Source organism: Nocardia sp. NRRL WC-3656, from assembly GCF_000720265.1.
Lineage (GTDB): Bacteria > Actinomycetota > Actinomycetes > Mycobacteriales > Mycobacteriaceae > Nocardia > Nocardia nova.
The window spans coordinates 1-24,262 of record NZ_JOJF01000015.1 but is presented as its reverse complement, the minus strand read 5'-3'; the positions used below and the strand labels follow the sequence as shown (position 1 = coordinate 24,262).

Here is a 24,262-nt window from a genome sequence, read left to right as displayed (position 1 = left end):
CCGCAACGTTGTACAGAACAATAACGTGTTCTAGTTTGAATGATGGTGACCGCCGTCACGGGCGGCAAGTTATGGAGAGCGCTGATGGAGACAACCACGCACAGCGGTGCGGACGCGACCTCGCGCAGCGGCGCGAGCACGTTGCCGCCGCGGATCACGAAGACGCTGATCGACCGCCTCACCGGGCTGATCACCGCGGGCGCCGCGGGGGAGAAGCGCGAAGCCTACGACATGATCGAGGTGTACACCGGCGCGGTCGTCGGTGAGCTGCCGCAGTCCTCGCCCGAGGATGTCGCCGCGGCGGCCGACAAGGCTCGGGCGGCGCAGCGGGAATGGGCGAACTGGCCGGTCAAGCGCCGGCTGCAGGTCTTCGAGAAGGCCCATGAGCTGATTCTCTCCGAACTCGACACCATCGCGGACCTGATTCAGATCGGTTGCGGCAAGACCCGCCGGATGGCCATCGAGGAATCGTGCGATCCGGTGATGGTGATCAGCCACTACCTCAAACATGCCGAGCGGATCCTGAAACCGATCCGGCGCGGCGGCGCGATGCCCATCATCTCCACCTCCACCGAACAGCATCGGCCCAAGGGCGTCGTCGCGGTGATCGCGCCGTGGAACTTCCCCTTCGCGATCTCGATCTCCGATTCGATTCCGGCCCTCATCGCCGGCAACGGCGTGGTGATCAAACCGGACAACAAGACCGCGCTGTGCACGCTCTACGGCGTCGAACTGCTGCGCAAGGCGGGGCTGCCGCGCGATCTGATCCAGGTCGTCTGCGGTACCGGACCCGACGTCGGGCCCACCCTGATCGACCACAGCGATTTCGTGATGTTCACCGGTTCCACCGCGACCGGTCGCACCATCGGCGAGCGCGCGGGCCGCAACCTCATCAGCTGCAGCCTCGAACTCGGCGGCAAGAACCCGATGATCGTGCTCGAGGACGCCAACCTCGACGAGGTGATTCCTGGTGCGATCTTCGCGGTGTACGGCAACTCCGGCCAGGCGTGTATGCATATCGAGCGCATCTACGTGCACGATCGCATCCACGACGAGTTCGTGCGCCGATTCGTCGCCGCGGCAGAGGAATTGGGGTCGAAGGCGGGTGCCTCCTACACCGCCGACCCGGAATTCGGCTCGCTGGTGTCGGTCGATCACATGCGGCGGGTGGCCTCGCACGTCGACGACGCCGTCGCGAAGGGCGCGACCGTGCTGACCGGCGGCAAGGCCCGCCCGGACATCGGCCCGGCGTTCTACGAGCCGACCGTGCTGACCGGTGTGACCCCCGAGATGGAGCACGCGACCGTCGAGACCTTCGGCCCGGTCGTCACCATCTACCGCTACACCGACGAGAACGAGGCCGTCCGGCAGGCCAATGCCACCACCTACGGTCTCAACGCCAGCATCTGGAGTTCGGATCTCGCTCGTGCGGAGAAGCTCGCCGACCGGCTCGAGGCGGGCAATGTCAACGTCAACGACGGCTTCGTCGCGACCTATTCGGCGAAGATGACGCCCTCGGGCGGCGTCAAACAGTCCGGCGTGGGCACCCGGCACGGCGACGCGGGCCTGCTCAAGTACACCGATACGGTCAACGTCGGCGTGCAGAAGAAGCAGGTGCTCTCGGCCCGGGCGGGTATGCCGTTCGAAAAGCAGCTCAAGAGCACGCTCATCACGTTGCGTCTGAGCCGCCGGCTGCGCATCCGCTGACGGGCCGATGCCGTCGATCTCCACGGAAAGGGCCCGTTCGTCCCCTTGACGAACGGGCCCTTCCCATCACCCGGCACCACGCTGTGCCGGCAGCTCTGCGCGCGGCCTACTTCACGCCGATCGGCTTACCGAAGAACGAGGCGAAGGTTTCGCCGAAGGTCGAGGCCAGCATCTGGAAACCGTTGGGGTCCAGCAACAACCAGCCCGCATCCGCGGTGTGGCAGCCCGGCTGCGTGGGTACGCCGTCGAGACGGTCGCGCAACCACAGCATCGCCGGGCCGCCGCCGGAGATCTCGGTCGCGACATGTTCGGCGAAGTGTTCACGGGTGTATTGCACTGTGGTGGAAGGCTGTCGGCAGTAGGTGTCGACGAGGTTGTTCACCTGGCCGACCGGGATGATCTCGTCCGGGTTGCCCTGCCAGATGTACATCGGCATATCCGGCACCGACTTGCCCATGCGGGTTTCGTCCAGTACGTCGGCGACCGCGGGCTGCTGAAGCGGATCGCCCGGAACCCGCAACATTCCTTCGAGATTCAGAAACGGCAGCAGCGAGCTGACGTACTGCACGCACAATCCGCTCTGAATCGTGGTCAGCCCCTTGCCCAATGGGTCCATATGCTCGTCGACGAAACGCGCGAATTCGGGGTATTCGCGGGTCAGGCCCATCACGGCGGCCAGCACCAGCCCCGAGGTCGCCTGTCCGTTGGCCACCTTCAGCGTCATGCCGAGATCGGCCGGAACCCCGCCCTCCGCCGCGCCGACGATGTTCAGCTCCGGTGCGTAGGTGCTCTTCAATTCTGCCGCGTGACCGGTCGCGATCGCACCGCCGGAGTAGCCGTAGAGGCCGATCCTGGTCTGCGGGCTCAACCGCATCGGCTCGAGATCTCGGGCCGCGCGAATGCCGTCGAGGGTGATCCGGCCGGCGAGCGGGCCCGCGGCATAGGCGTTGTTCGGCCCCTCGTGATCGGGAATCACCACCGCCCAGCCCTGCTGCAACGCCCCCTGGGCGATCACGAATTCGGCCGGGGCCACGATCTGGCCCAGGAACGGACCGGCCGAGAAATGCTGGATCGCGTAGGAGGGCGCGCAGTAGCCGGCCAGGGAATCCTCGGCGATCTGCATCGAGACCAGTTTGTCCGGTGCCGAACCGCGCGGTTTCAGAACCGTCGCCACCGCCGGGATCGGTTGGTCGCGACTGTCGTTCGATCGGTACGAGATCTGCCACCCGTCGACATTGACCGGGATCAGCCCGAGATTGGCCACCCGCACCTGCCGCGCGGCGATGATCTCGCCGGGCTGTTTCGCCGCGACGATCTCCGGTGCCGGATGGTAGAAGCCCGGGTCCAGCTCGGGTGGTAGCGGAATCGGGGCCACGGGTGCGACCGGCGCGGGTTCGGCGCCGGCGTGCGGCGGATGAGCCACCACTGCGGCCGGAACGGTCAATGCCGCCGCCGCGGCGAGGACACAGGTCGTCCGGCGGATGCGGCGCGTCCAGGATTCGGTCACACTCGGCTCCTTTGCTAATGCGAGACTGCTCCGTCTCACATATGCAGCGAACTATGGCACAGGTGTGATCGCCGTCGCAAGAATGTCGCACGCCGGCCGGCGATGCGCGGCTCGACGAGGTGCGGTCGAATGTGGTGTGGCTAGGCTGATTCCTCGGTCGGCGCGGGCGCCCAGCGCTCGTCCACCTTCGCCAGCCGCCAGTAGGCGATCGCGACGACCCAGGCGAGGACGAACAATCCGACGATCGCGAATCCCGCGTTGTTGAGGTCGATACCGGCGATCCACTCTCCGACCGGGCCGCCGAAACCGGTGTCGTCGTGCAGCACCTTGATCAGCTCGATCGAGCCGATGAACAGGGCCACCGCGATCGACAGGCCGGTGATGGCCAGGTTGTAGAAGATCTTGCGCACCGGATCGGAGAACGCCCAGTCGTAGGCGACGTTCATGAACAGGCCGTCGATCGTGTCCATCACGCTCATCCCCGCCGCGAACAGCAACGGCAGCACCACGATCGCGTACCAGGGAAGTCCCGCCGCCGCGCCGGACCCGGCCAGCGCGAGCAGCGCCACCTCGGTCGCGGTGTCGAAACCGAGGCCGAACAGCACGCCGACCGGATAGACATGCACCGGCCGTCCCACCATCCGCATCACCGGCGCCAGCAGGCGTGCCAGGAATCCGCGCGAATCGAGCGCCGCCTCCAGTTCCGCGCGATCGTATTCGCCGCTGTGGCGCAGACGGCGGAAGACCCGCCAGATGCCGATCAGCGCAACCACATTGAGCAAACCGATCAGATACAGGAACGATCCGGAGGCCACGGTCGAGATGGTGCCCAGCGTCTTGCGGGTCGACGAGTCCTCGTCGACCAGGGTGCCCACCACGTGCGCACCTGCCACCACCAGCGCGGCGAGGACGAACACGATCGTGGAATGCCCCATCGCGAACCAGAATCCGACCGATTTGGGGCGTTTGCCGTCGCTCATCAGCTTGCGCGTGGTGTTGTCGATGGCGGCGATGTGGTCGGCGTCGAAGGCGTGGCGCAGCCCGAAGGTGTAGGCCGTGATGCCCAGTCCGATGCCGAAGACCTCCGTGCCGATGCGATAACCGTGCGGGGCGATCGCGCCGAACAGCAGGCCGAATCCGATCAGATGCATCAACGCGACCACACCGAGCAGCACCGCCGCTTCCAGCCAGTCACGCCGGGACCAGTCCCGCAGCACATCGCGAAGCAGGCGACGACGAGTGGACATGTGCCACAACCCTTCTGGGGAACCCGCGTCCCCGTCCGTGCACAGCGACGAAAGGGGTCTGGCTGACAGCATGGGCTGAACACAGTGGCGCGACCGCACCGGATTGGCACCGGTTTCCCGTTCCCATCGCGAGAACTCTGCGGACTATACCAACGGACCGCCCCCGTGCGGCCACGGTCTTCGCAGGTCGCGACGAGGGCGGTGACAGGATTCCCGATCGATGAAATGTCGGGTATGCCCCCGTGTGCCCGGCAAATAGAGGAGAGATGCAGACCTATATCGACGCACTGCCGTCCGGTTCGTATGTGGCGATCGCGCATTTCTACGATCCGGAGGAATCCGGTCCGAGCGAACTCCCCCGCAAGATGGAGGACAGGTTCGTCCACAGTCCGATGGGCAGCGGGCGTTTCCGCACCCGCGCGGAGATTCAGGCCCTGTTCGGCGGCTTGGAGATGGTCGACCCGGGCCTCGTGCTGTGCGACGACTGGTGGCCGGACGGCCCGCGACTCACACCGCTGTCGGATGTGCGCCGCTGCATCGTGGGCCGAGTCGGCCGCAAGCGGTGACTCAGTACGTCCGCGCCGGTGCGCCCGGAGTGATGCCGTGATGCCGTTCGGCCACGTCCGGATGGGCCCGGATGCGCGATTTCCAGGCGTTGCGGCCGTAGGTGTCGAAGATCGGATCGACCAGGCCGTTGGTCAGCTCGCCGCCCCGAAAGGGTTCGACTCGGACGGAATTCAATTGTTCCGCAGGGGGTGTACTCGAGTGATCGACGCGTATTTCCGGCAACCGAATCGTCGTGATTCAAAGGGGAGGCTCGGCAATTCACAACACCTAGGCTCGGCCGAGCCGACGCGCACCACCGTGCCGTCGTGCGCAGTGTCGAGAGGAATTACCTGATGTCCGGACGTATCCGCACCGCAATATCCGTCTTCGCAGCCGGTACGGCTGCCGCTGTGCTACTCACCGCCTGCGGCAGCGGAGGATCCGCCCACACCGAGAACGGGGTGACCTCGCTTCGGTATCTCGGCTGGACCGATCAGGTCACGCTTCCGGAGCTCGCGGAGAACCTCGGATTCTTCGACGGCAAGATCAAACTCGACTACGTCGGCAACACCATCAGCGGGCCGCAGGAAATCCAGACCGCCGCGACCGGGCAGGTCGACTTCGGCGGGGCCTTCGCCGGTGCGGTCGCCAAGCTGGCCGGCGCCGGGGCGCCCATCACCGCGGTGGTCAACTACTACGGATCGGACGAGAAGTCCTTCCAGGGCTATTACACGCTCGACAACAGCCCGATTCGTTCGGCCGCGGATCTGGTCGGCAAGAAGGTCGGCGTGAATACGCTCGGTGGCCAGAACGAGGCCGATATTCATGATGCGTTGAAGAAGGCCGGACTGAGCGTCGACCAGATCAAATCGGTGCAATTGGTGGCGCTGCCGCCGCCGAATATCGAACAGGCGCTGCGGCAGGGACAGATCGACGCCGCGGCATTGAACGGCCAGTTCCAGCAGCGCGCGGTGGCCAACGGCGGAGTGCGACCGATTTTCACCGAACTCGACGAATACGGCGGCCCGATCAACGGCGGGCCCTATGTCTTCCGCAACGATTTCATCGCGAAGAACCCCGATGTGGTCCGCACCTTCACCACCGGCGTCGCGAAGGCGATCGAATGGGAGCGCAGCACGCCGCGGGATCAGGTCATCGCGAAATTCACCGATATCATCAACGCCCGCCACCGTGCGGGAGAGGACACCTCGACGCTGAAATACTGGCTGTCCGTGGGGGTTCCGGCGCTACGGCAAGGTGTCGGACGAGGATTTCACGCGCTGGCAGAGCTGGCTCGAGGACACCGGGGCCATCGATCACAAGCTGGATCCGAGCAAGTTCTACACGAACAAGTTCAACTCGCTGCTGCAGCCGTCGGACGCTTCCGGGAAGTAGCGCGCGCACGCGTCCTGCCACGGCGGCGGGCGCCGTAGCGGCGAGCCGACCCGTCGGTACGGCATCATCGGTGCCCATGAGCGACTCCGTATCCACCGGCGGCGCCCGCGGCCCGGCGCACCGCCTCATCCGGATGACCGGCCGCGACCCCGACGAACCGGGGCGCGTGTCCTCGCCCCTGGAGCTGCTGTTCGATCTGACCTTCGTGGTCGCTGTCGGCACGGCGGCGTCGTATTTCGCCGAGATGGTCGCCGACGGGCATGCGGGCAAGGCGGTGCTCGCCTTCGTGCTGGCGATGTTCGCGATCGTCAACGCCTGGATCAATTTCAGCTGGTTCGCCTCGGCGTTCGACACCGACGACTGGCTGTACCGCGTGCTCACCATGGTGGTGATGATCGGCGTGGTGGTCTTCGCCCTCGGCCTGCCCGCGATGTTCCATTCGGTCGATGTGGGCGATCACCTCGACGTGCGGGTGATGGTCGTCGGCTACATCGTGATGCGGATCGCGATGGTGCTGCAGTGGTGGCGCGCCGGACGGGAGTCGCCGTCCTTCCGGCACGTCGGCTACGGCAGCATCCGGTGGACGATCATCGCCCAAATCGGCTGGGTGATCATCGCATTCGTGCACATGCCGCTGCTCGTGGCCGGGGTGGGATGCGTACTGCTCGGCGTGCTGGAACTGCTCGTACCGGTGCTGACCCAGGGCCGCGCGAGTGGTACCCCGTGGCATCCGCACCACGTGGCCGAACGCTACAGCCTGTTCGCCATCATCGCGCTCGGTGAGGGCGTGGTCGGCACGATCGCCTCCTCCGGCGGGCTGCTCGGCGGCAGCGACGGCGGGCAGTGGAGTGCCGATGCGATCGCGATCGTGGTCGCCGGCGTGGGCCTGACCTTCGGCATGTGGTGGGTGTACTTCACCACCCCGTTCGGCGAGATCCTCGTGCACCGCCGCAACCGCGGCTACCTGTTCGGTTACGGTCACATCCCGCTCTACATGGGTATCGCCGGCGCCGGCGCGGGCCTGCACGTCGCGGGCCTGTCGCTCGAGCACCACTCCCACATCGGCCCGGTCGCGGTGGTCCTGGCCCTGGCTCTCCCGGTGGGCGTGTACCTGCTGATGGTCTATCTGCTGCACACCCTGCTGCTGTCGGCCCCGGACCCGTTCCACATCCTGCTGCTCACCCTCACGGTCGTGGCCCTGGCCGTCGCGGTGATCCTGGCCGCGCTGGGCGCCTCGATCGCCGTATGCCTACTGGTGGTGATGATCTCCCCGTTCATCACCGTGGTCGGCTACGAAACCATCGGCTATCGGCATCAGCGCGAGATGCTGGCGAATCTGGAGTGACGCGAGCGAGCCCGTCACCGTGCCTATCGAGGACCTGGCGACCAGTACGGCGTCCGATCCGGCGGCTGCTGCGCGGAATGCTGCTGCGGCGGGCTCCACATCGGGACGTCCTGGTGCTGCGGGGGAGTCCACATCGGGACGTCCTGGTGCTGCGGGGGAGTCCACATCGGCAGGTCCTGGTGCTGCGCCGCCTCGGGGGCGGAACCTGCCCGCCGCCGCCCCGGCGCTTTCGCCAGACTGACGATCAACAGAACCGCTCCCGCGATGAGAATGATGATCCCCAGGATCACCACCAAGCCGATGAGTGCCGCCACGAACAAAGTTGTAGCACAAGGTTTTCCGGTGGTCCCGGAAATGGGAAGGCAGCTCGCCCACAGGATCGGGCCGTGGACGGTGAAGTTTCCCGAACCCGGCAACGATACGCACCCGGCACGGATACGCACCCGGCAAAGCAAGAGGCCCTGACCAGTGGATTGGTCAGGGCCTCTGCCGTGTCTCCACACACGAGTCGGGGTGACAGGATTTGAACCTGCGACCTCTTCGTCCCGAACGAAGCGCGCTACCAAGCTGCGCCACACCCCGTGAGTTGAGCCTGTCGTAGCTTACAGCAGGGGGGAGCCGATCATTAAATCAGCTGGTCAGCGGGTGGGGAGGGGGCGGATGGTGGAGAGGATGCGCTTGGCGGTTTCCTTGTCCACGGACTTGTCGACGCCGGTGTCGGCGGCGACCGTCATGACGAAGTTTCCGTTTTCGCTGGGGAAGGCGAACGTGTAGACCGCGAAGGTCGTGGCGCAGCCGGGGGCCGGCGGGGGCGCGCTGCCGGTGGTCTCCACGAAGGCGCCGTGCAGCTGCCCGTCCAGCGAGACCATCGGCTCGGCGGGGGCCGGGGCGGCGACGGTGGCGTTCGACCAGCCGAACTTGGCCATCCGGGCCCCGATATCGGCGGCGGCCGCGGCCGGGTCCGTCTGGGGAGACATGGTGAGGAAGGCGTTGGTCCGGGTGTAGTTCGGGCAGTAGTTCTTGCCGTCCTGTGCCAGGCCGGCGATTTCCAGCGGATTCGATCCCGAACCCCAGGCGGCGGTGCCGACCGGATCGACCTTCCACTCCGGAGGCGCGTCGTAGGCCGCACCGCGATCGAGGATCTGGACGACCTGGTAACCGGGAATCATCGGCGGCGGCGCGGCGCCGGGCTGCGGCTTCGGCGCCGTCTGCTGCGGTCGCGAAGGTGGTGGGGGAGGCTGGTTTTCGTTACTGAGCGCACTGACCATGGACGGCTTGCCGGAACCCGCGGCGGCAGGCGAGTCGGAATGCCGGCTCGCGACCACCGCCACGGTCGCGCCGATCGCCACGACGACCAGCACCCCGATTCCGCTGAGCAGCAGAGCTTTCCGCCGCCGGGGCGGCTGCTCGGCCGGTACCTGCAGCAGCGCGGTGTGCGGATGCTGAGCCGTCGGCGGTCCCCAGGATGCCTGCTGCGGCGCGGGACGTGATCCGACCCCCAATTGCCAATCCGGCTCGGGGCGACCGTTGCCGTGCGGTGCCGAGAACTGTTGCTGGGAGGGAGTATTCGCGCCCGGCATCGAGCTTCCCGGCCACTGCGGCGTCCCGGGTTGCACGCCGAAGGCGGTGGTGGGCGCGTCGGGTCCACCCGGGTTGCCGAAACCGTGCGGCGACGGAGCGAAGCCGGACGGCGCGTGCGGACCCGGGACCGCATTCGAGCCGCGGGAGGTGTCCGCGCTCGCGCCGCCCTGCGGCGACCACGGATGGGCCGGAGCGGATTGCCCTCCGGCAGCGTCGTTCCCGCCGAACAGCGATCCGGGCGACCGGTCCGCGTCCGGCGCCGCGGGTTTGGCGGGTTCGGCCGGAGTGCCGGAGCGTCCGGGATCGCCCGCGCCGCCGGGAACGGTGGGAATCGACTGCGGGCGAGCCCACGGGGACCCTTGCGACACAGGGAAATTCGCACCCGGCACCCGCCGGATCGCCAGTGTCGGCGGGGTCTCGTTCGAGTCGGGAGTGGGTTCTCGTCGCGCGGTCGGGTCGTCGTTCCGCTCGAACCCACTGTTCACCGTGTACCCCTGCCTGATGTCGTGCCTCGGCACGCCACCCTAGCGCGCCACGGCCTCCGATTCCGAGACGCCATGGCCACTGTCGGCGATGGGGCGTTTCGGCGGTGCGGCCACCAGCGTCAGCAAGGTCGCCTCGGGGCGGCAGCAGAAGCGGTACGGCGCCCACGGTGAGGTACCCAGGCCCGCGGACACGTGCAGTCGCGTGTGCGCACCCCAACGCGACGGACCCTTCACCCGGGACCGATCGATACCGCAGTTGGTGACCAGCGCGCCGAATCCCGGCAGGCACAGCTGTCCGCCGTGGGTGTGGCCGGCCAGCACCAGGTCGTACCCGTCACCGGCGAACCGGTCGAGCACGCGGGGCTCAGGCGAATGGGTGAGTCCGATGCTCAGATCGGCCAGTGGGTTCGGCGAGCCGGCGACGGTGTCGTACCGGTCGCGGGACAGGTGCGGATCGTCGACACCGGCCGTGGAGATCTTGATTCCGGCGACCTCGAGATCGCGCCGCACATGGGTCAGATCCAGCCAGCCGCGTTCGGTGAACGCCGCGCGCAGATCCTGCCAGGGCAGCGGATCCCCGTGCACTCGCTTGTGGTTCTTGTCGAAGTACTTGAGCGGGTTCTTCGGAACGGGCGCGAAATAGTCGTTACTGCCGAAGACGAAGATGCCCGGACGGGAGAGCAACGCCGTCAGCGACTGCACCACCGCGGGCACCGCCTTCGGATGCGCGAGGTTGTCGCCGGTGTTGACGATCAGGTCCGGGTCCAAGGCGGCCAGTTCGCGAACCCAGGCCTGTTTGAGTTTCTGGCCGGGCGTCATGTGCAGGTCGCTGATGTGCAGCACACGCAGGCTCGACGAGCCCGGCTGCAGCACCGGCATCGTGGCCTCACGAAGGACGAAGGCATTGCGTTCGATCAGCGAGGCATAGCCGATTCCGGCCACTGCGGTACCGGCGGCCGCGGCGGCGACCTTAGCTCCGGAGCCCAGCGCTGCTCGTCGAAGTGCGGGGGACGAGAATACGGGCATCAGCCCAGAATAGGCGACCACTGTGACGAATACCGAGTGTGATTCCGCACAGGCATCCGGTTTGTCGGGCGCTGTCGTGCCCGTTCACCCGGCTCGACACGCGGAAATGCGGTGGGAGGGTCCGCCGACAACGGCTAGCGTGTGGCGCATGTCGGAACTCAAATCGAAGTTGCGCGCCGATCTGACCGCGGCGATGAAGGCCAAGGACACGTTGCGCCTCAGCACGCTGCGCATGCTGCTGGCAGCCGTGCAGAACGCCGAGGTCGCCGGTGCCGAGGCGAAGGAGCTCTCCGATGCCGAGGTGATCGCGGTCCTCGGCAAGGAGGCCAAGAAGCGCAACGAGGCGGCCGTCGTCTACGAACAGAACGGCCGCGGCGAACTGGCCGCCAACGAGCGCGCGGAGCAGGAGATCATCGACGAGTATCTGCCGACCCCGCTCACCGAGGCCGAGGTCGCCGATATCGCCGATACCGCCATCGCCGATGTGGCCGAGCAGTTGGGTGAGCGCCCGGGCATGAAGCAGATGGGCCAGGTCATGAAGGTCGCGACGGCGCTGGCCGCGGGCCGGGCGGACGGTTCGCGGATCTCGGCCGCGGTCAGGGCCCGGCTGTAGGCTCACCGGACAACGCAGGAGGCCGGCGAATGTGTCGCACATTCGCCGGCCTCTCGCGTATCGCTACCGGGGGATCGGAATCGGAATCGGTGGCAGCCGCGGTATCTGCGGCAGACCCGGGAGCACCGGCGGTGCCGGCGGCGGTCCGGGCTTCGGGATCTCCCGCTGCGTGCCGTCGCTGACGAGCACCGTGATCACCGATCCGGGAATGGCCGAGCCGTTCGGCGTCGTAGCGGTGACCGTCCCCTTGGCGGCCGATCCGGGCGTGGTGACCGTCGACACCTGGAAGCCCGCGCCGATGAGCACAGAGCGCGCCTCGGACTCCGACATGCCGTTCACATCCGGGATCTGCGCGTTGTTCGAGCCGCGCACATATTTGTCGTCCAACGGCGGCAGTGCGGGCGGCGGGAATTTGTCGAGTACCGGTTTGATTCCGCCGAACCAGCTGCGAGCCGGTTCGTTACCGCCGTAGAGGTTACCGTCGCCGCAGGTGCGCAGCGGGAACGAGCAGATCTCGCCGGGCGTCGGGGAGTCGCCGTAGATGTAGGCGGCGCCGGCCATCGAATTGGTGAAGCCGAGGAAGGCCGAGGACCGGTGGGTTTCGGTGGTTCCCGTCTTGGCCGATACGGGGGCGTTCCAGCCCACCGCACGGGCCGAACCGGCCGCGGTACCGCCCACGGCGTCCTGGCTCAGCGCATTGGCCAGGGTATTCGCCAACCCGGGCTCGACGACCTGTTCACAGGCCTGCTGGGTGAGCGGAACCTGCTTACCGTCGCGGTCGATCACCTCCGCGATCGGCGAGGGCGGGCACCACTTTCCGCCGGAGGCCAGCGTCGCGGCGACATTGGACAATTCCAGCGGATTGATCGCGACCGGGCCCAGGGTGAACGAGCCGAGATTCTGCTGTTTGATCATGTCCGCCAGGCTCTGATTACCGTGGCCGGAGGTGCCCGCCTCGGCGTAGGAGCGCATCCCGAGCCGGACCGCCATATCGACCGTGGGCGTCACGCCGACATCCTGGATGAGCTTGACGAACGCGGTGTTCGGAGACTGCGCCAGCGCCTCCGTCACCGACATCGGCGATCGGTAATTACCGGCGTTCTTGACGCAATAGGTGGCCGGCGGACATCCCGCGGCGCCACCGTTACCCATACCCTTCGCGGCGAAGAACGAGGGCACATCCAACTGAGCGCTGGTGCCCAGGCCCTTCTCCATCGCGGCGGCCGTGGTGAAGATCTTGAAAATCGATCCGGCACCGTCACCGACCATCGAATACGGCTGGGGTTGGACCGTTTGATGCGCACCCTGATCCAGACCGTAGGTGCGGCTCGAGGTCATCGCCAGGATGTGGTGGGAGTCCTGGCCGGGAGCGATGATGCTCGTGACCTCGGCGATATTCTCCAGATTCGGATCGGTGTTCGCCGTGACGGCGGCCTTGACCGAATTCTGCACCGCCGGATCCAAGGTGGTGCGAATCAGATATCCGCCCTTGTCCATCTGATCCTTGCTGATTCCCGCATTGGCGAGATATTGCAGCGCGTAATCGCAGAAATAACCACGGTCACCTGCGGCGATGCATCCGCGCGGCAGCCCCTTGGGCTCCGGCAGCACGCCCAGCGGCTGTTCCTTGGCGGCCCGGAATTCGTCGGCCCGGCTCGGAATGTTCTGAATCAGCGTGTCCAACACGGTATTACGCCGCTCCAGCACGCCCTTGGGGTTGGTGTACGGGTTGAGTTTGGAGCTGGACTGGACCATACCGGCGAGCATGGCGGCCTGCGCGACCTTCAAATCCTTGGCGTCGACGCCGAAATAGGTCTGCGCGGCGTCCTGAATGCCGTAGGAACCGTTGCCGAACGGCACCAGATTCAGATAGCGGGTGAGGATCTCGTCCTTGGTGAGTTCTTTCTCCAAGGTCAGAGCCATTCGGATTTCGCGCAGTTTACGGGCCGGCGTGGTCTCGATGGCGGCACGGCGTTCGGCGTCGGTTTTCGCGACCACCAGCAGCTGGAAGTTCTTCACGTACTGCTGGTCGATGGTCGAGGCGCCCTGCTGTACCTCACCGCTCGAGGTGTTGGTCAGGAATGCGCGCAGCGTGCCCTGCCAGTCGACGCCGCCGTGTTCGGCGAAGCGTTTGTCCTCGATGGAGACGATCGCCAACTTCATATCGTTGGCGATCTTGTCGCTGGGGACCTCGAAACGTCTCTGTTCGTACAGCCACGCGATGGGGGCTCCGGTCGCATCGACCATCGTCGACACCGCCGGCGCGGTGCCTGCCACCAATTCCGCGGAAACGTTGTCCACGGCATCGGCTGCGCGGTTCGACATGTACCCGAAGCCGCCGGCGAGCGGGAACAGCAATCCGGCGACGAGTACGGCCGCTAGGACGCAGGCGCCGGCGAGCCTCGCGAGCGTTTGTGAGATCGGCACGCGCCCCAGCCTAATTGGCCCGCCGTCACATGCGCGGTGCGCGGTCGGCGGCGCGCCATGACAGCTGGTCGCGAGGCTTCCGCAGGGACGGGCGTACCAGAAAATACGGGCACGGTCTTGCGCTCGCCCCATACCTTTACCTAGATTGAGAACCCAGTGTGATAGAGCTAACACTCAAAGTGGAATGTGGTGCGGAGCGCAGCGGGGTTGGGTTGCTGTGGGCTGCACGCGATTCCGGAGCGCCGTTGACCCGGTGTTCGGACTGCAAAGGGGCACACCAAATGCACATGACTACCCCCATCGCTCGATTGGACGTGGAGCAGGCCGAAGCGAGAATCGCCTGGGTGTCCCAGGCCCGATGCAAGGAAGTGGATCCCGACCAGTTGTTCGTCCGTGGTGCCGCCCAGCGCAAGGCGGCCACCATCTGTCGGCATTGCCCGGTGCTCATGGAGTGCGGTGCCGACGCCCTCGACAATCGAGTGGAATTCGGTGTGTGGGGTGGGATGACCGAGCGGCAGCGGCGTGCGCTGCTCAAGCAGCATCCCGAGGTGACCTCGTGGGCGGATTTCTTCCGTGCCCAGCGTCAGCAGAAGGTCGCGATGTAGTCGAGTACCGGTACGGTCCGAGCCCGCGCGTGCGGGCTCGGACCGTTTTTCGGCCGAGGACGTGCGGAATCGGGGCCGCACGTCAGCGCCACCGGAGAATTCAGGCCGCGTCGGACCCGGCGAGCTGGTCGCCGACCGCGCGCAACGCGTCCAGATCGGACACTTCGAACGGCAGGGCGGTCACCGTCACGATCGGCACCCGGGGATGGGCGCCGGTGAAGCGGTGCAGCAGATGCTGTTCGCGGTTGGCGGTGACCGCGCGATGGGCATGGATGCGCAGGATGTCGGCGGTCAGCGTCGCGGCATCGGTGGCGGCGTCGGCGGCCACGGCCTCCTTCGCGGTGCCGTCGGCATCGCTGCCGGTGCCGGGGCTCAGCCGGTCCGCGGCGGCGGTCGCCTGAGCCGACGAGAGGGTGCACAGCACCGGATGGGTGCGGTTGAGCACCAGCCCGGCCAACGGCATTCCGTCGGTGGAGAGCCGATCCACGAAGAACGACGCCTCGCGCAGCGCGTCCGGCTCGGCGGCGGCGACCACCACGAAATGGGTACCGGGCCGCGAGAGCATGGCGTAGGTGCGCTCCGCGCGGTCCTGGAAGCCGCCGAACATCGACTCCAGCGACTGCAGGAACAGCGAGGCGTCCTTGAGCATCTGCCCGCCCACGACCGTGGACACCCCGCGCACGGCGAGGCTCATCGCGCCGGTGACGAGGCGGCCCACGCCGCGGCCGGGCGCCATGATGACGCGGATCATCCGGCCGTTGAGGAAGTTGCCGAGCCGCTTGGGCGCGTCGAGGAAGTCCAGGGCGTTGCGTGAGGGCGGCGTGTCGACGACGACCAGATCCCACTCGCGCTTGGCGACCAGCTGGCCCAGCTTCTCCATCGCCATGTACTCCTGCGTCCCGCCGAAGGAGGAGGCGACGGTCTGATAGAAGGGGTTGGCGAAGATCTGCTCGGCCTTGTCCGGGCTGGTGTGCTCGAGCACCATCTCGTCGAAGGTGCGGCGCATGTTGAGCATCATCGCGTACAGCTCGCCCTTGGCCGTCTCGGGCAGTTGCACGCGCTGGGGTGCGTTGCCGAGGTCTGTGACGCCCAGCGACTGGGCCAGCCGCCGCGCCGGGTCGATGGTCAGCACCACGACCTTGCGGCCCTGTTCGGCCGCGCGCAGGGCGATCGCCGCGGCGGTGGTGGTCTTGCCGACCCCGCCGGAGCCGCAGCACACCACCACCCGGGCGGTCGGGTCGGCGAGGATGGCCTCGACATCCAGCAGCGGAGTCGCCGGCGGGATCAGCGGGCTCGGGTGGCTCATCAGCGGACTCCCTGCGCGCTCAGATGTTCGGCCAGTTCGTACAGTCCGCCCAGGTCCATACCGTCGGGCAACGCCGGCAGATACAGGCGGCTGATATCCACCTTCGCCAGTTCGGCGGAGCTGTCGTCCTGGGCCTGCAGCGTTGCCGAATGTTCCACGGCTTCCCGGATCAGACCCTGGAAGTCGTTGTCGTCCACCGTGATTCCGGCCTCGGCCAGTCCCGCCCGGACGGCGTCCAGGTCGACGTCACCGGTCGCGACGCGGGCGCGCACCGGCGCGGGGAGAAAGCCCTCGGTGGCGCGATTGACGATGACCGTGCCGATCCGGAAATCCGATTCGGTCAGCTCGGCGATCGCGTCCGAGGTCTCCTGCACCGGCAGGGCCTCGAGCAGGGTCACCAGGTGGACGACGGTCTGCTCGGAATGCAGCAGCGCCGCCACGCCCTCGGCCTGCCCGGCGATCGGCCCGCCCTTGGCGACCTCCGCCATGGCCTTGGTGACATCGAGGAATCCGGCGATGCGACCGGTCGGCGGGGCGTCGACGACGATCTCGTCGTAGACGCGCCGACCGGATTTGTCCGTGCGGACCGCGCATTCCTTGATCTTGCCGGTCAGTATCACGTCGCGCAGACCCGGTGCGATCGTCGTGACGAATTCGATGGCGCCCATCCGGCGCATCGCCCGGCCCGCGAAGCCGAGGTTGTAGAACATGTCGAGATATTCGAGGAAGGCGTGTTCGATATCGAGGGCCAGGGCCATCACCTCACCGCCGCCGTCGGCGGTGGCGATCTTCGTTTCGGTCGGCGGCAGTGGCGGCAGATCGAACAATTGGGCAATCGATTGGCGGCCCTCCACCTCGACCAGCAGTACCCGGCGCCCGCCCGCGGCCAATGCGAGCGCCAAAGCGCCTGCGACCGTGGATTTTCCGGTCCCGCCCTTGCCGGACACGTAATGCAGCCGCGCTTTGTCGGCTCGGTTCGGCCACCCTAATTTCAGTCCCGGCTCTTGCGAAACGGGTACTGCTGTCGGTACTCCCACGTTCGCGAGCCTATAACCCGTTACGAAACAGCGACCAGAGGATCGCCCTACTGTCTCGTAGGCCACAGCGCACTTCCGTACGAGCCGGAAATGTGCTGATCGGTCCCCGACGAGTCTCTCGGCCGCACCGTTCACCGTCGGTTCACCCAGTACGCTTCTGCGACATGAGCGATGTGACGGTCTGGGAATACGCGACGGTGCCGCTGTTGACGCATGCGACCAAACAGATTCTGGATCAGTGGGGCGCCGACGGCTGGGAGCTGGTCACGGTGCTGCCGGGGCCGACCGGTGAACAGCACGTGGCCTATCTGAAGCGGCCCAAGCAGTGACGGCCGGCACGGACTGGCGCGCCAACCTCGAACGACTGGGTCTCGCGCTGCCGCCGGTCGCGGCTCCGGCGGGCGCCTACATCCCGGCGGTGCGCAGCGGTTCGCTGGTCTACACCGCCGGCCAGCTGCCGTTCGTCGACGGCGCGCTGTCGGCGACGGGCAAGGTCGGCGCCGACGTGAGCGTCGAGGATGCCGCGCGGGCCGCGGGCCTGTGCGCGTTGAACGCGCTGGCGGCGGTTGACGATCTGGTCGGGCTGGACGCGGTCGTGCGGATCGTGAAGGTGGTGGGATTCGTCGCCTCGGCACCGGGTTTCACCGATCAGCCGCTGGTGATCAACGGCGCATCCGAGCTGCTGGGCGAGGTGTTCGGCGCGGCCGGAGTGCATGCCCGCTCCGCGGTCGGGGTGTTCGAGTTGCCCAAGAACACTCCGGTCGAGGTGGAGCTGATCGCCGAAGTGCGGTAGGCAAGGTAGATGACCCTCACTCATCCCGCGTACGGACAACTGCGGCCGGTCACCGGTACCGCTTCGGTGTTGTTGGCCGACAATCCGAACCAGATGACGCTCGAGGGGACGAACACCTGGATTCTGCGGGCCCCGGATCGATCCGACTGTGTGGTGATCGATCCGGGGCCCAAGGACAAGGCGCACAGCGAGGCGATCGCCCGCGCCACCGACGGAAATATCGCGTTGACGTTGATCACGCATCACCATCACGACCACACCGGCGGCATCGACCGGCTGGTGAAACTGACCGGAACGCCGGTACGCGCGATGGATCCGAAATATCTGTCCGGCTCCTCGGCGCCGCTCACCGACGGTGAGGTCGTCGAGGCGGCCGGGCTGCGCCTGACGGTGCTGGGCACCCCGGGGCATACCCAAGATTCGGTCAGTCTGCTACTCGACGACGCGCTGATCACCGGCGATACCGTGCTCGGCAGCGGGACGACGGTGCTGGAATCGCGCGACGACGCGCTCGGCGACTATCTCGACTCCCTCGAACTGCTCGCCCGGCACGCCCCCGGCCGTGCGCTGCTCCCGGCGCACGGGCCCGATCATCCGCAGGCCGAACCGGTGATCGGCTACTACATCGAACATCGGCATCAGCGCCTGAACCAGGTACGGGCGGCATTACGCGAACTCGGTGAGAACGCGACACCGCTACAGGTCGTGGCGAAGGTGTACGCCGATGTGGACAAACGGCTGTGGCCGGCCGCGCGCAGCTCGGTCAAGGCCCAACTCGCCTATCTGCGCGGCCGGAACTGATCCGGATGCGCCGGAGCGCGGTGGGAAATCCCTACCGCGCCCGGCGAGCCAGCCGCTCCGAATCGGAGATCAGCACGCTCTTGCCCTCGAGCCGCAACCACCCGCGGTGGGCGAAATCGGCCAGGGCCTTGTTCACCGTCTCGCGCGAGGCGCCGACCAGCTGAGCGATCTCTTCCTGGGTGAGGTCGTGGGTGACCCGCAGGGCGCCGGCCTCCTGGGTGCCGAACCGCTGCGCGAGCTGCAACAGCGCCTTGGCGACTCGACCCGGGACATCGGTGAAGATCAGGTCGGCCAGGTTGTTGTTGGTACGCCGGAGGCGGCGGGCGAGCACCCGCAGCAACTGTTCGGCGATCTCCGGTCGCTGGTCGATCCAGGCCTTGAGCGCATCGCGATCCATGGTCACCGCACGCACCTCGGTCACGGTGGTGGCCGTGGAGGTACGCGGGCCCGGGTCGAAGATCGACAGCTCGCCGAACATATCCGACGGGCCCATGATGGTCAGTAGATTCTCGCGCCCGTCCGGGGAACGGCGGCCGATCTTCACCTTGCCCGACGTGATGATGTACAGCCGATCGCCGGGCTCGCCCTCATTGAAAATGACATGGCCACGTGGAAAATCCACCGGCTGAAGCTGTTTGGCGAGAGCAGCCACCGCGGTGGGCTCGACGCCTTGGAAGATGCCTGCTCTGGCGAGGGCCTCGTCCACGAATGTGCTCCTTATGGGAATTGACGGTGCTTACTGCGGCGTCAGCGGGTCCCTACGTGGTACGCAGGCTGCCGCCTGGCTCGGCGTCGCTCGCCACAGTGCTGGACCGAAGCGTTCGGCCGACAGTGCAGTCTACTTGCCATCCACGCAGCGTAGTGACAGACACCACGTAACGTGCGGTTTGTGAACGGGCGCGGCGTCGCGGAAAGTTCCCGGGCTCGAGTATTCGCGGGTCGAGCGCGTCGGTATCGCCGGAGGGCGAAATCGGGCTAACTGGCTTGGGCGACGTCCAATTCGTCGCGATTACGGCGGCGGCCGCCGGAGCCGGCGTGTGCGGGCACGCCCAACTTGGCCAGCTCGTTGACCTCGGCATTGCTGGCCCTGTCCAGATATTGCTGGACCTCTTCACCCGGTTCGAGCAGCTTGCGCAGGCGGTTTTCGACACGTTCCATGAACAGTGCGAAAAGCATCAACACCACCGGGAAGAGCACCACAGCGAGTCCTTGCATACGGGTGAGTAAACACGGAGAAGGTCTCAGATGGAACACGGGAGGAGTTCGCGATCGCGCTCGCGTCGGTGCGGTTCCGTATGGTGGACGAGTGCGTGAACCCAGATCCACCGCCGTGAACGGGCACGAGACGGCCGCGACGGCCACCGATGCGGCGTCGGTCACAACGACCGAATCGAGTTCTCCGGCTCGAAAAAAACTTCCGCAGAAATCCGCGCGTGCGAACTCGAAACCGGCCGCCCGATTCGCCGACGAAACCCGGCTGGGTCTGGTACGTCGTGCCCGGCGGATGAATCGCACGCTGGCGTTGGCATTTCCCGACGCGCACTGCGAACTGGATTTCACCACCCCGCTCGAATTGGCCGTGGCCACAATCCTTTCCGCGCAATGCACCGACGTCCGGGTGAATCAGACGACTCCGGCATTGTTCGCCCGGTATCGCGACGCCAAGGCCTATGCCGAGGCCGATCGCACGGAACTCGAGGAATACATCCGGCCCACCGGCTTCTATCGCAACAAGACGAGTTCGCTGATCGGGCTGGGACAGGCGCTGCTGGAACACCACGACGGCGTCCTGCCGCACACGCTGCCCGAATTGGTGAAGCTGCCGGGCATCGGGCGCAAGACCGCCAACGTCATCCTCGGCAACGCCTTCGATGTGCCGGGAATCACTGTCGACACCCATTTCTCGCGGCTGGTGCAGCGGTGGAAATGGACCACCGAGGACGACCCGGTCAAGATCGAACACGCCGTCGGCGAACTGATCGAGCGCAAGGAATGGACGATGCTCTCGCATCGGGTGATCTTCCACGGCCGCCGCGTCTGCCATTCCCGTAAACCGGCGTGCGGCGCGTGCCTGCTGGCCAAGGATTGCCCCTCCTTCGGAATCGGCCCGACCGACCCCGCGACGGCCGCCGCACTGGTGAAGGGACCCGAGGCCGAGCATCTGCTCGAATTGGTGGGCCGGTGAAGTCGGTTCCCGCGGCGTGGCGATGGGCGTTCGTCGTTCTGATAGCTGTGGTGGCGCTCGCCGTCGCGGTCTGGCCGCGCGGTGACCACGACGGTCCGTCCGTGACCGCCACCGCGGTGCAGGGCGGGCCGGCGTCCGCCTCCGACGGTCAACGGGCCGCGGCGGCGTTGGCCGACTGTCCGCGTCCGGGCGCCGCGGCCGAGCAGCCGCCCACGCCGGCCGCCGGTCCGCTGGCCGCAATCACGCTCGAATGTCTGGCCGACGGCCGTCCGGTCGATCTCGGCGCAGCGCTGGCCGGGCGTCCGGCGCTGGTGAATCTGTGGGCGTACTGGTGTGAGCCGTGCGCCCGGGAACTGCCCGCGCTGCAGCAATTCTCGGCGCGCGCGGGTAGCGCGCTGACCGTCGTCACCGTGCACAGCGATCCCGACGAGGGCAAGGCGCTGGCCCGGTTGCGCGACCTCGGTGTGCGTCTGCCGGGTATGCAGGACGGTGCCGGCAAGGTGCGCACGGCGGTGCGAGCGCCGGCCGTGCTGCCGGTCTCGGTACTGGTTCGCGCCGACGGTTCGATCGCGAAGGTGGTGGTCCGGCCGTTCGACACCGCCGACGACGTCGCCGCCACCGTCGCGCAGGAATTGGGGGTGCGGGTGTGAACGGGCACGCAGTGCGTACAACCGTGGAGGGCCTCGTCCGTGCCCGATAGATCCGAGATGAACGACAATTCGACAGCTGAGGACCGGCCGCAACAGCTCGCCACCGATATCCCGGGGTGGTTGCGCGGCGTGGCCGACCACGAACCGGCCGATCCGACGGGCGTGAATCAAGTACTCAAACGCACCGCGGGCAAGGTGGCCGCGGCCGCTCTGCGTCCCCGCGAGGCCGCCGTCCTCGTCCTGTTCGGCGGTTCGCCGGAGCCCGATGCCGGGACCCGCGGCGGTCTCCCGGCCGATGCCGACGTGTTGTTGACCCAGCGCGCCGCCACCCTGCGCCAGCACCGCGGGCAGGTCGCCTTTCCCGGCGGCGGGGTGGAGCCGGGTGACGACGGTCCCGTCGGTACCGCGCTGCGCGAGGCGCGCGAGGAGACCGGTCTCGACCCCGTGGGCGTGGAACCGTTCGCCATCCTGCCCAAGATCTTCGTCCCGCCGTCCCGGTTCGACGTCACGCCGGTGGTCGCGTACTGGCGCACGCCCGGTGAGGTGCGGGTGGTCAGCGAAACCGAGGCCGCCCGCGTCGTGCGGGTGCCGCTGACGGATCTGATCGACCCGGCGAACCGGTTCGTCGTTCGTCATCCGCTGGGGTACATGGGACCGGCGTTCGCGGTCGATGGCATGCTCGTCTGGGGTTTCACCGCCGGTGTGCTCGCCGGTCTGCTTGCGGTATCGGGATGGGAGCGGGACTGGGATCACCACGATGTGCGTGATCTGCAGGCCTCGCTCGCGGCAGTGGGGATGACGTTATGAGTAGTTCCGGGTGGCTCGACCTCGCGGTCTTGATCATCGCGCTGCTGGCTGCCACCTCGGGGTGGAGACAGGGCGCGGTGGCCTCGGCGCTCGGATTTCTCGGCGTGGTGCTCGGCGCGGTCGCCGGCATCCTGATCGCGCCGCACATCCTGCAGCACATCAGCGAGGGCCGTAAGCGCGTGCTGGTCGGCGTCGTGCTGATCGTCGCGCTGGTGATCGTCGGCGAGGTGGCCGGCATGGTGCTGGGCCGCGCCGCGCGCAGCGGTATGCGGCATCCGTTCACCCGCAGTATCGACAGCGTGGTGGGTGCGGCGCTGCAGTGTGTGGCCGTAATGGTCACCGCCTGGCTGCTGGCGTTGCCGCTGGCATCGTCGTCCCAGCCGGGTATCGCGGCGGCGGTCAACGGCTCCCGGGTGCTCGCCGACGTGAACCAGGTCGCGCCGAACTGGCTGCGCCGGGTGCCGAACGAATTCTCCAAGCTGCTCAACACCTCGGGACTGCCGGAGGTGATCGGCCCGTTCGGCCGGGCGCCGATCGCGGCGGTCGAGCCGCCGGACCCCAGCGTTCTCGACACGCCTGTCGCGCTGAATCTCCAGCACAGCGTGTTGCGGGTGAACGGTGTCGCGCCGAGCTGTCAGCGCGCGCTGGAAGGTTCGGGCTTCGTCGTGGCGCCCGAGCGCATCATGACCAACGCGCACGTGGTCGCGGGCACCTCCACCGTGCAGGTCGACACCGCGCGCGGCCGCCTGGACGCGACCGTGGTGCTGTTCGACCCGGCCAAGGATGTCGCCATCCTGGCCGTTCCCGGACTCAACGCGCCGGTGATCCCGCTCGCCCCGTCGCCCGGAAAATCCGGGCAGAGCTCGATCGTCCTCGGCTACCCCGGCGGCGGCCCCTACACCGCCAGTGCGGCCCGGGTGCGCGAGACACTCGAGCTGACCGGTCCGGACATCTACAAGAGCAACACCGTCGAACGCCAGGTCTACACCGTGCGCGGCCGGGTGCGCGCCGGCAACTCCGGTGGCCCGCTGGTCGACACCGACGGTGAGGTGCTGGGTGTGGTCTTCGGCGCGGCGGTCACCGACGACGACACCGGCTATGTGCTCACCTTGAAGGAGGTCGAATCCGATCTGCAGGCCGCGTCGAATTCGACCGCGCCCGTCGGCACCGGTGACTGCGTCCTGAGCTGACCCGCTGCCGGCCCACTTTCAGGGCGAAGCCGCGGCGCCGACACCGGCGCTGCGGACGTGTCGAGGGCCTGCGCGTCCAAGGGCCTGCCGTGTGCTAGACGTACTGCGCGGTCGCCGGATCACCCAGCAGTTTCGACAGTTCCGCGGTGACGGCGTCCGGATTCTCCTGGTGGGCGAAGTGCCCGGCCTGCGGGATCGTGACCACCCGGCGATCGGGTGAGAGTTTGCCCGCGCCGCGCACGGTCGATTCGAGCATGTAGTGGTCGGCGTCGCCGCGCAGGATCAGCGTCGGCACGCGGACGGGTACCCGCATCGCCGACAGGAAGCGGCGGCCGTCGGGACGCCACTGACTACGGAAGGCCCAGCGCTGATATTCCAGGGCGCAGTGGGCCGCACCGGGTATGCGGATCGCCGAGCGCATGCGCTGGGCGGTGTCGACGAATTCGGAGGTGCCCGCCCACTGCGGCCGGACCCGCTCGCGCACGAGACGTTCGATTTCGAATCCGTCCTGGCGGCTGAGCCGGCGCTCGCCGTACCGCGGCAGCTGATACCGCAGGAAATTCGGCAGATAGGCCGCGCGCTGGCGACGATCGCGCAGCACGGCACGTTTCAGCGCCACCGGATGCGGTGAGGCGATCAGCGCGATCGAGCGCACCACCCGGGGGTGCAGAACCGCGGTCGCCCAGCACACGAGTCCGCCCTCGGCGTGGCCGACCAGGGTCGCGTCGGTGTGCCCGAGCGCCCGCACCAGGCCGGCGATATCACCGGCCAGCGTCCAGCCGTCGTAGCCGCGCGGCGGTTTGTCGGAATCGCCGTACCCGCGCAGATCGACCGCGACCGCGCGGTAGCCGGCCTGGGTGAGCCCGGTCAGCTGATGCCGCCACGACCACCAGAAATCGCCGAAGCCGTGCAGGAGGAATCTCAATGAGGTTGTCAAGTCCTACTGGTGATTTCCGGGTTTGCTGATGGGGTCAGGTTGCGGGGGCGGGCTGGTAGGTCTTGTGGTCGC

At 67.3% G+C, this 24,262-nt stretch carries 24 protein-coding genes, 1 tRNA gene, 1 pseudogene and 1 riboswitch; of the genes and pseudogenes, 13 read left to right on the top strand and 13 right to left on the bottom strand.

Annotated elements, in window-relative coordinates; all coding sequences use genetic code 11:
• Positions 1 to 84: 84 nt before the first annotated feature.
• The gene (locus IG65_RS0119910; protein WP_051756534.1) at positions 85 to 1,707 is read left to right on the top strand and encodes a succinic semialdehyde dehydrogenase; all 1,623 of its coding nucleotides are present in this window, start codon (positions 85 to 87) and stop codon (positions 1,705 to 1,707) included.
• Positions 1,708 to 1,813: 106 nt separating this feature from the next.
• On the opposite strand, the gene IG65_RS0119905 is transcribed toward IG65_RS0119910, so the two are convergent.
• Both IG65_RS0119905 and IG65_RS0119900 read right to left on the bottom strand, forming a co-directional pair.
• Positions 1,814 to 3,214, bottom strand: a complete 1,401-nt coding sequence (locus IG65_RS0119905) for a lipase family protein (protein WP_369801568.1) — start codon at positions 3,212 to 3,214, stop codon at positions 1,814 to 1,816.
• Between the two features lie 140 nt (positions 3,215 to 3,354).
• Positions 3,355 to 4,461 carry a HoxN/HupN/NixA family nickel/cobalt transporter gene (locus IG65_RS0119900; protein ID WP_030516445.1) on the bottom strand — a complete coding sequence of 369 codons (1,107 nt, stop codon included), beginning with the start codon at positions 4,459 to 4,461 and terminating at the stop codon, positions 3,355 to 3,357.
• A gap of 33 nt (positions 4,462 to 4,494) precedes the next feature.
• Positions 4,495 to 4,618, bottom strand: a riboswitch (cobalamin riboswitch).
• Positions 4,619 to 4,727: 109 nt separating this feature from the next.
• On the opposite strand from IG65_RS0119900, the gene IG65_RS0119895 reads away from it, so the two are divergent.
• Positions 4,728 to 5,027 (top strand): SAM-dependent methyltransferase, encoded by a 300-nt coding sequence (locus tag IG65_RS0119895; RefSeq protein ID WP_030516444.1) that lies wholly within the window; start codon positions 4,728 to 4,730, stop codon positions 5,025 to 5,027.
• Between the two features lies 1 nt (position 5,028).
• Here IG65_RS0119895 and IG65_RS37855 read toward each other — a convergent pair.
• Positions 5,029 to 5,145 (bottom strand): annotated as a pseudogene (locus IG65_RS37855) (isopenicillin N synthase family oxygenase); the annotation flags it as partial.
• 215 nt (positions 5,146 to 5,360) lie between these two features.
• Here IG65_RS37855 and IG65_RS34890 point away from each other — a divergent pair.
• Together IG65_RS34890 and IG65_RS0119880 are read left to right on the top strand one after the other, a co-directional pair.
• Positions 5,361 to 6,440 carry an ABC transporter substrate-binding protein gene (locus tag IG65_RS34890; protein WP_231509299.1) on the top strand — a complete coding sequence of 360 codons (1,080 nt, stop codon included), beginning with the start codon at positions 5,361 to 5,363 and terminating at the stop codon, positions 6,438 to 6,440.
• 38 nt (positions 6,441 to 6,478) lie between these two features.
• Complete coding sequence (locus tag IG65_RS0119880; RefSeq protein ID WP_030516443.1) at positions 6,479 to 7,747, top strand: low temperature requirement protein A; 1,269 nt, start codon at positions 6,479 to 6,481, stop codon at positions 7,745 to 7,747.
• A 23-nt stretch (positions 7,748 to 7,770) separates the two neighbouring features.
• On the opposite strand, the gene IG65_RS0119875 is transcribed toward IG65_RS0119880, so the two are convergent.
• From IG65_RS0119875 to IG65_RS0119860, 4 genes are all read right to left on the bottom strand, one after another.
• Complete coding sequence (locus IG65_RS0119875) at positions 7,771 to 8,061, bottom strand: hypothetical protein (protein ID WP_156055695.1); 291 nt, start codon at positions 8,059 to 8,061, stop codon at positions 7,771 to 7,773.
• Between the two features lie 194 nt (positions 8,062 to 8,255).
• Positions 8,256 to 8,329 (bottom strand) — tRNA-Pro (locus IG65_RS0119870).
• A 56-nt stretch (positions 8,330 to 8,385) separates the two neighbouring features.
• Positions 8,386 to 9,813 carry a hypothetical protein gene (locus IG65_RS39680; protein ID WP_156055694.1) on the bottom strand — a complete coding sequence of 476 codons (1,428 nt, stop codon included), beginning with the start codon at positions 9,811 to 9,813 and terminating at the stop codon, positions 8,386 to 8,388.
• 39 nt (positions 9,814 to 9,852) lie between these two features.
• Entirely contained in the window at positions 9,853 to 10,839 is a 987-nt protein-coding gene (locus IG65_RS0119860; protein WP_030516440.1) for a metallophosphoesterase, read from the bottom strand.
• A gap of 148 nt (positions 10,840 to 10,987) precedes the next feature.
• Here IG65_RS0119860 and IG65_RS0119855 point away from each other — a divergent pair, with 148 nt between their 5' ends.
• Positions 10,988 to 11,452 (top strand): GatB/YqeY domain-containing protein, encoded by a 465-nt coding sequence (locus IG65_RS0119855; RefSeq protein ID WP_030516439.1) that lies wholly within the window; start codon positions 10,988 to 10,990, stop codon positions 11,450 to 11,452.
• A 63-nt stretch (positions 11,453 to 11,515) separates the two neighbouring features.
• Here the strand turns inward: IG65_RS0119855 and IG65_RS0119850 are convergent, their stop codons facing one another.
• Positions 11,516 to 13,879 (bottom strand): transglycosylase domain-containing protein, encoded by a 2,364-nt coding sequence (locus tag IG65_RS0119850; RefSeq protein WP_030516438.1) that lies wholly within the window; start codon positions 13,877 to 13,879, stop codon positions 11,516 to 11,518.
• Positions 13,880 to 14,160: 281 nt separating this feature from the next.
• Here IG65_RS0119850 and IG65_RS0119845 point away from each other — a divergent pair, with 281 nt between their 5' ends.
• Complete coding sequence (locus IG65_RS0119845) at positions 14,161 to 14,484, top strand: WhiB family transcriptional regulator (protein WP_030516437.1); 324 nt, start codon at positions 14,161 to 14,163, stop codon at positions 14,482 to 14,484.
• Positions 14,485 to 14,584: 100 nt separating this feature from the next.
• Here IG65_RS0119845 and IG65_RS0119840 read toward each other — a convergent pair whose 3' ends face one another.
• Complete coding sequence (locus IG65_RS0119840) at positions 14,585 to 15,790, bottom strand: ArsA family ATPase (RefSeq protein ID WP_030516436.1); 1,206 nt, start codon at positions 15,788 to 15,790, stop codon at positions 14,585 to 14,587.
• Positions 15,790 to 16,827, bottom strand: coding sequence for an ArsA-related P-loop ATPase (locus IG65_RS0119835; protein WP_051756512.1), 1,038 nt, complete (start codon positions 16,825 to 16,827; stop codon positions 15,790 to 15,792). Before IG65_RS0119835 ends, IG65_RS0119840 begins: the two co-directional genes overlap by 1 nt.
• A gap of 164 nt (positions 16,828 to 16,991) precedes the next feature.
• Between IG65_RS0119835 and IG65_RS37850 the strand changes: the two genes are divergently transcribed.
• Genes IG65_RS37850 through IG65_RS0119820 form a run of 3 tightly spaced genes read left to right on the top strand, consistent with a single transcriptional unit; the run spans position 16,992 to position 18,421 of the window.
• The gene (locus tag IG65_RS37850; protein ID WP_085997207.1) at positions 16,992 to 17,156 is read left to right on the top strand and encodes a DUF4177 domain-containing protein; all 165 of its coding nucleotides are present in this window, start codon (positions 16,992 to 16,994) and stop codon (positions 17,154 to 17,156) included.
• Positions 17,153 to 17,620, top strand: a complete 468-nt coding sequence (locus IG65_RS0119825) for a RidA family protein (RefSeq protein ID WP_030516434.1) — start codon at positions 17,153 to 17,155, stop codon at positions 17,618 to 17,620. The genes IG65_RS37850 and IG65_RS0119825 overlap by 4 nt, the downstream gene beginning before the upstream one ends.
• 9 nt (positions 17,621 to 17,629) lie before the next feature.
• Positions 17,630 to 18,421 (top strand): MBL fold metallo-hydrolase, encoded by a 792-nt coding sequence (locus tag IG65_RS0119820; protein WP_030516433.1) that lies wholly within the window; start codon positions 17,630 to 17,632, stop codon positions 18,419 to 18,421.
• A 31-nt stretch (positions 18,422 to 18,452) separates the two neighbouring features.
• Here the strand turns inward: IG65_RS0119820 and IG65_RS0119815 are convergent, their stop codons facing one another.
• Together IG65_RS0119815 and IG65_RS0119810 are read right to left on the bottom strand one after the other, a co-directional pair.
• Complete coding sequence (locus IG65_RS0119815; protein ID WP_019044571.1) at positions 18,453 to 19,127, bottom strand: Crp/Fnr family transcriptional regulator; 675 nt, start codon at positions 19,125 to 19,127, stop codon at positions 18,453 to 18,455.
• A gap of 269 nt (positions 19,128 to 19,396) precedes the next feature.
• Positions 19,397 to 19,636 (bottom strand): hypothetical protein, encoded by a 240-nt coding sequence (locus IG65_RS0119810; protein WP_030516432.1) that lies wholly within the window; start codon positions 19,634 to 19,636, stop codon positions 19,397 to 19,399.
• Positions 19,637 to 19,898: 262 nt separating this feature from the next.
• On the opposite strand from IG65_RS0119810, the gene nth reads away from it, so the two are divergent.
• The 4 genes from nth to IG65_RS0119790 are packed head-to-tail and all read left to right on the top strand — an operon-like array spanning position 19,899 to position 23,253.
• Positions 19,899 to 20,606 carry an endonuclease III gene (gene nth, locus IG65_RS0119805; protein ID WP_051756532.1) on the top strand — a complete coding sequence of 236 codons (708 nt, stop codon included), beginning with the start codon at positions 19,899 to 19,901 and terminating at the stop codon, positions 20,604 to 20,606.
• Positions 20,603 to 21,256 (top strand): TlpA disulfide reductase family protein, encoded by a 654-nt coding sequence (locus IG65_RS0119800; RefSeq protein ID WP_030516430.1) that lies wholly within the window; start codon positions 20,603 to 20,605, stop codon positions 21,254 to 21,256. The genes nth and IG65_RS0119800 overlap by 4 nt, the downstream gene beginning before the upstream one ends.
• A gap of 57 nt (positions 21,257 to 21,313) precedes the next feature.
• A complete protein-coding gene (locus IG65_RS0119795) occupies positions 21,314 to 22,063 on the top strand; it encodes a CoA pyrophosphatase (RefSeq protein WP_051756510.1) in 750 nt (249 codons plus the stop codon).
• Positions 22,060 to 23,253: a MarP family serine protease gene (locus tag IG65_RS0119790; protein ID WP_030516428.1), complete on the top strand. Its 1,194-nt coding sequence runs from the start codon at positions 22,060 to 22,062 to the stop codon at positions 23,251 to 23,253. The genes IG65_RS0119795 and IG65_RS0119790 overlap by 4 nt, the downstream gene beginning before the upstream one ends.
• 94 nt (positions 23,254 to 23,347) lie before the next feature.
• Here IG65_RS0119790 and IG65_RS0119785 read toward each other — a convergent pair whose 3' ends face one another.
• Positions 23,348 to 24,190 carry an alpha/beta fold hydrolase gene (locus IG65_RS0119785; protein ID WP_081879606.1) on the bottom strand — a complete coding sequence of 281 codons (843 nt, stop codon included), beginning with the start codon at positions 24,188 to 24,190 and terminating at the stop codon, positions 23,348 to 23,350.
• Between the last annotated feature and the right edge of the window lie 72 nt (positions 24,191 to 24,262).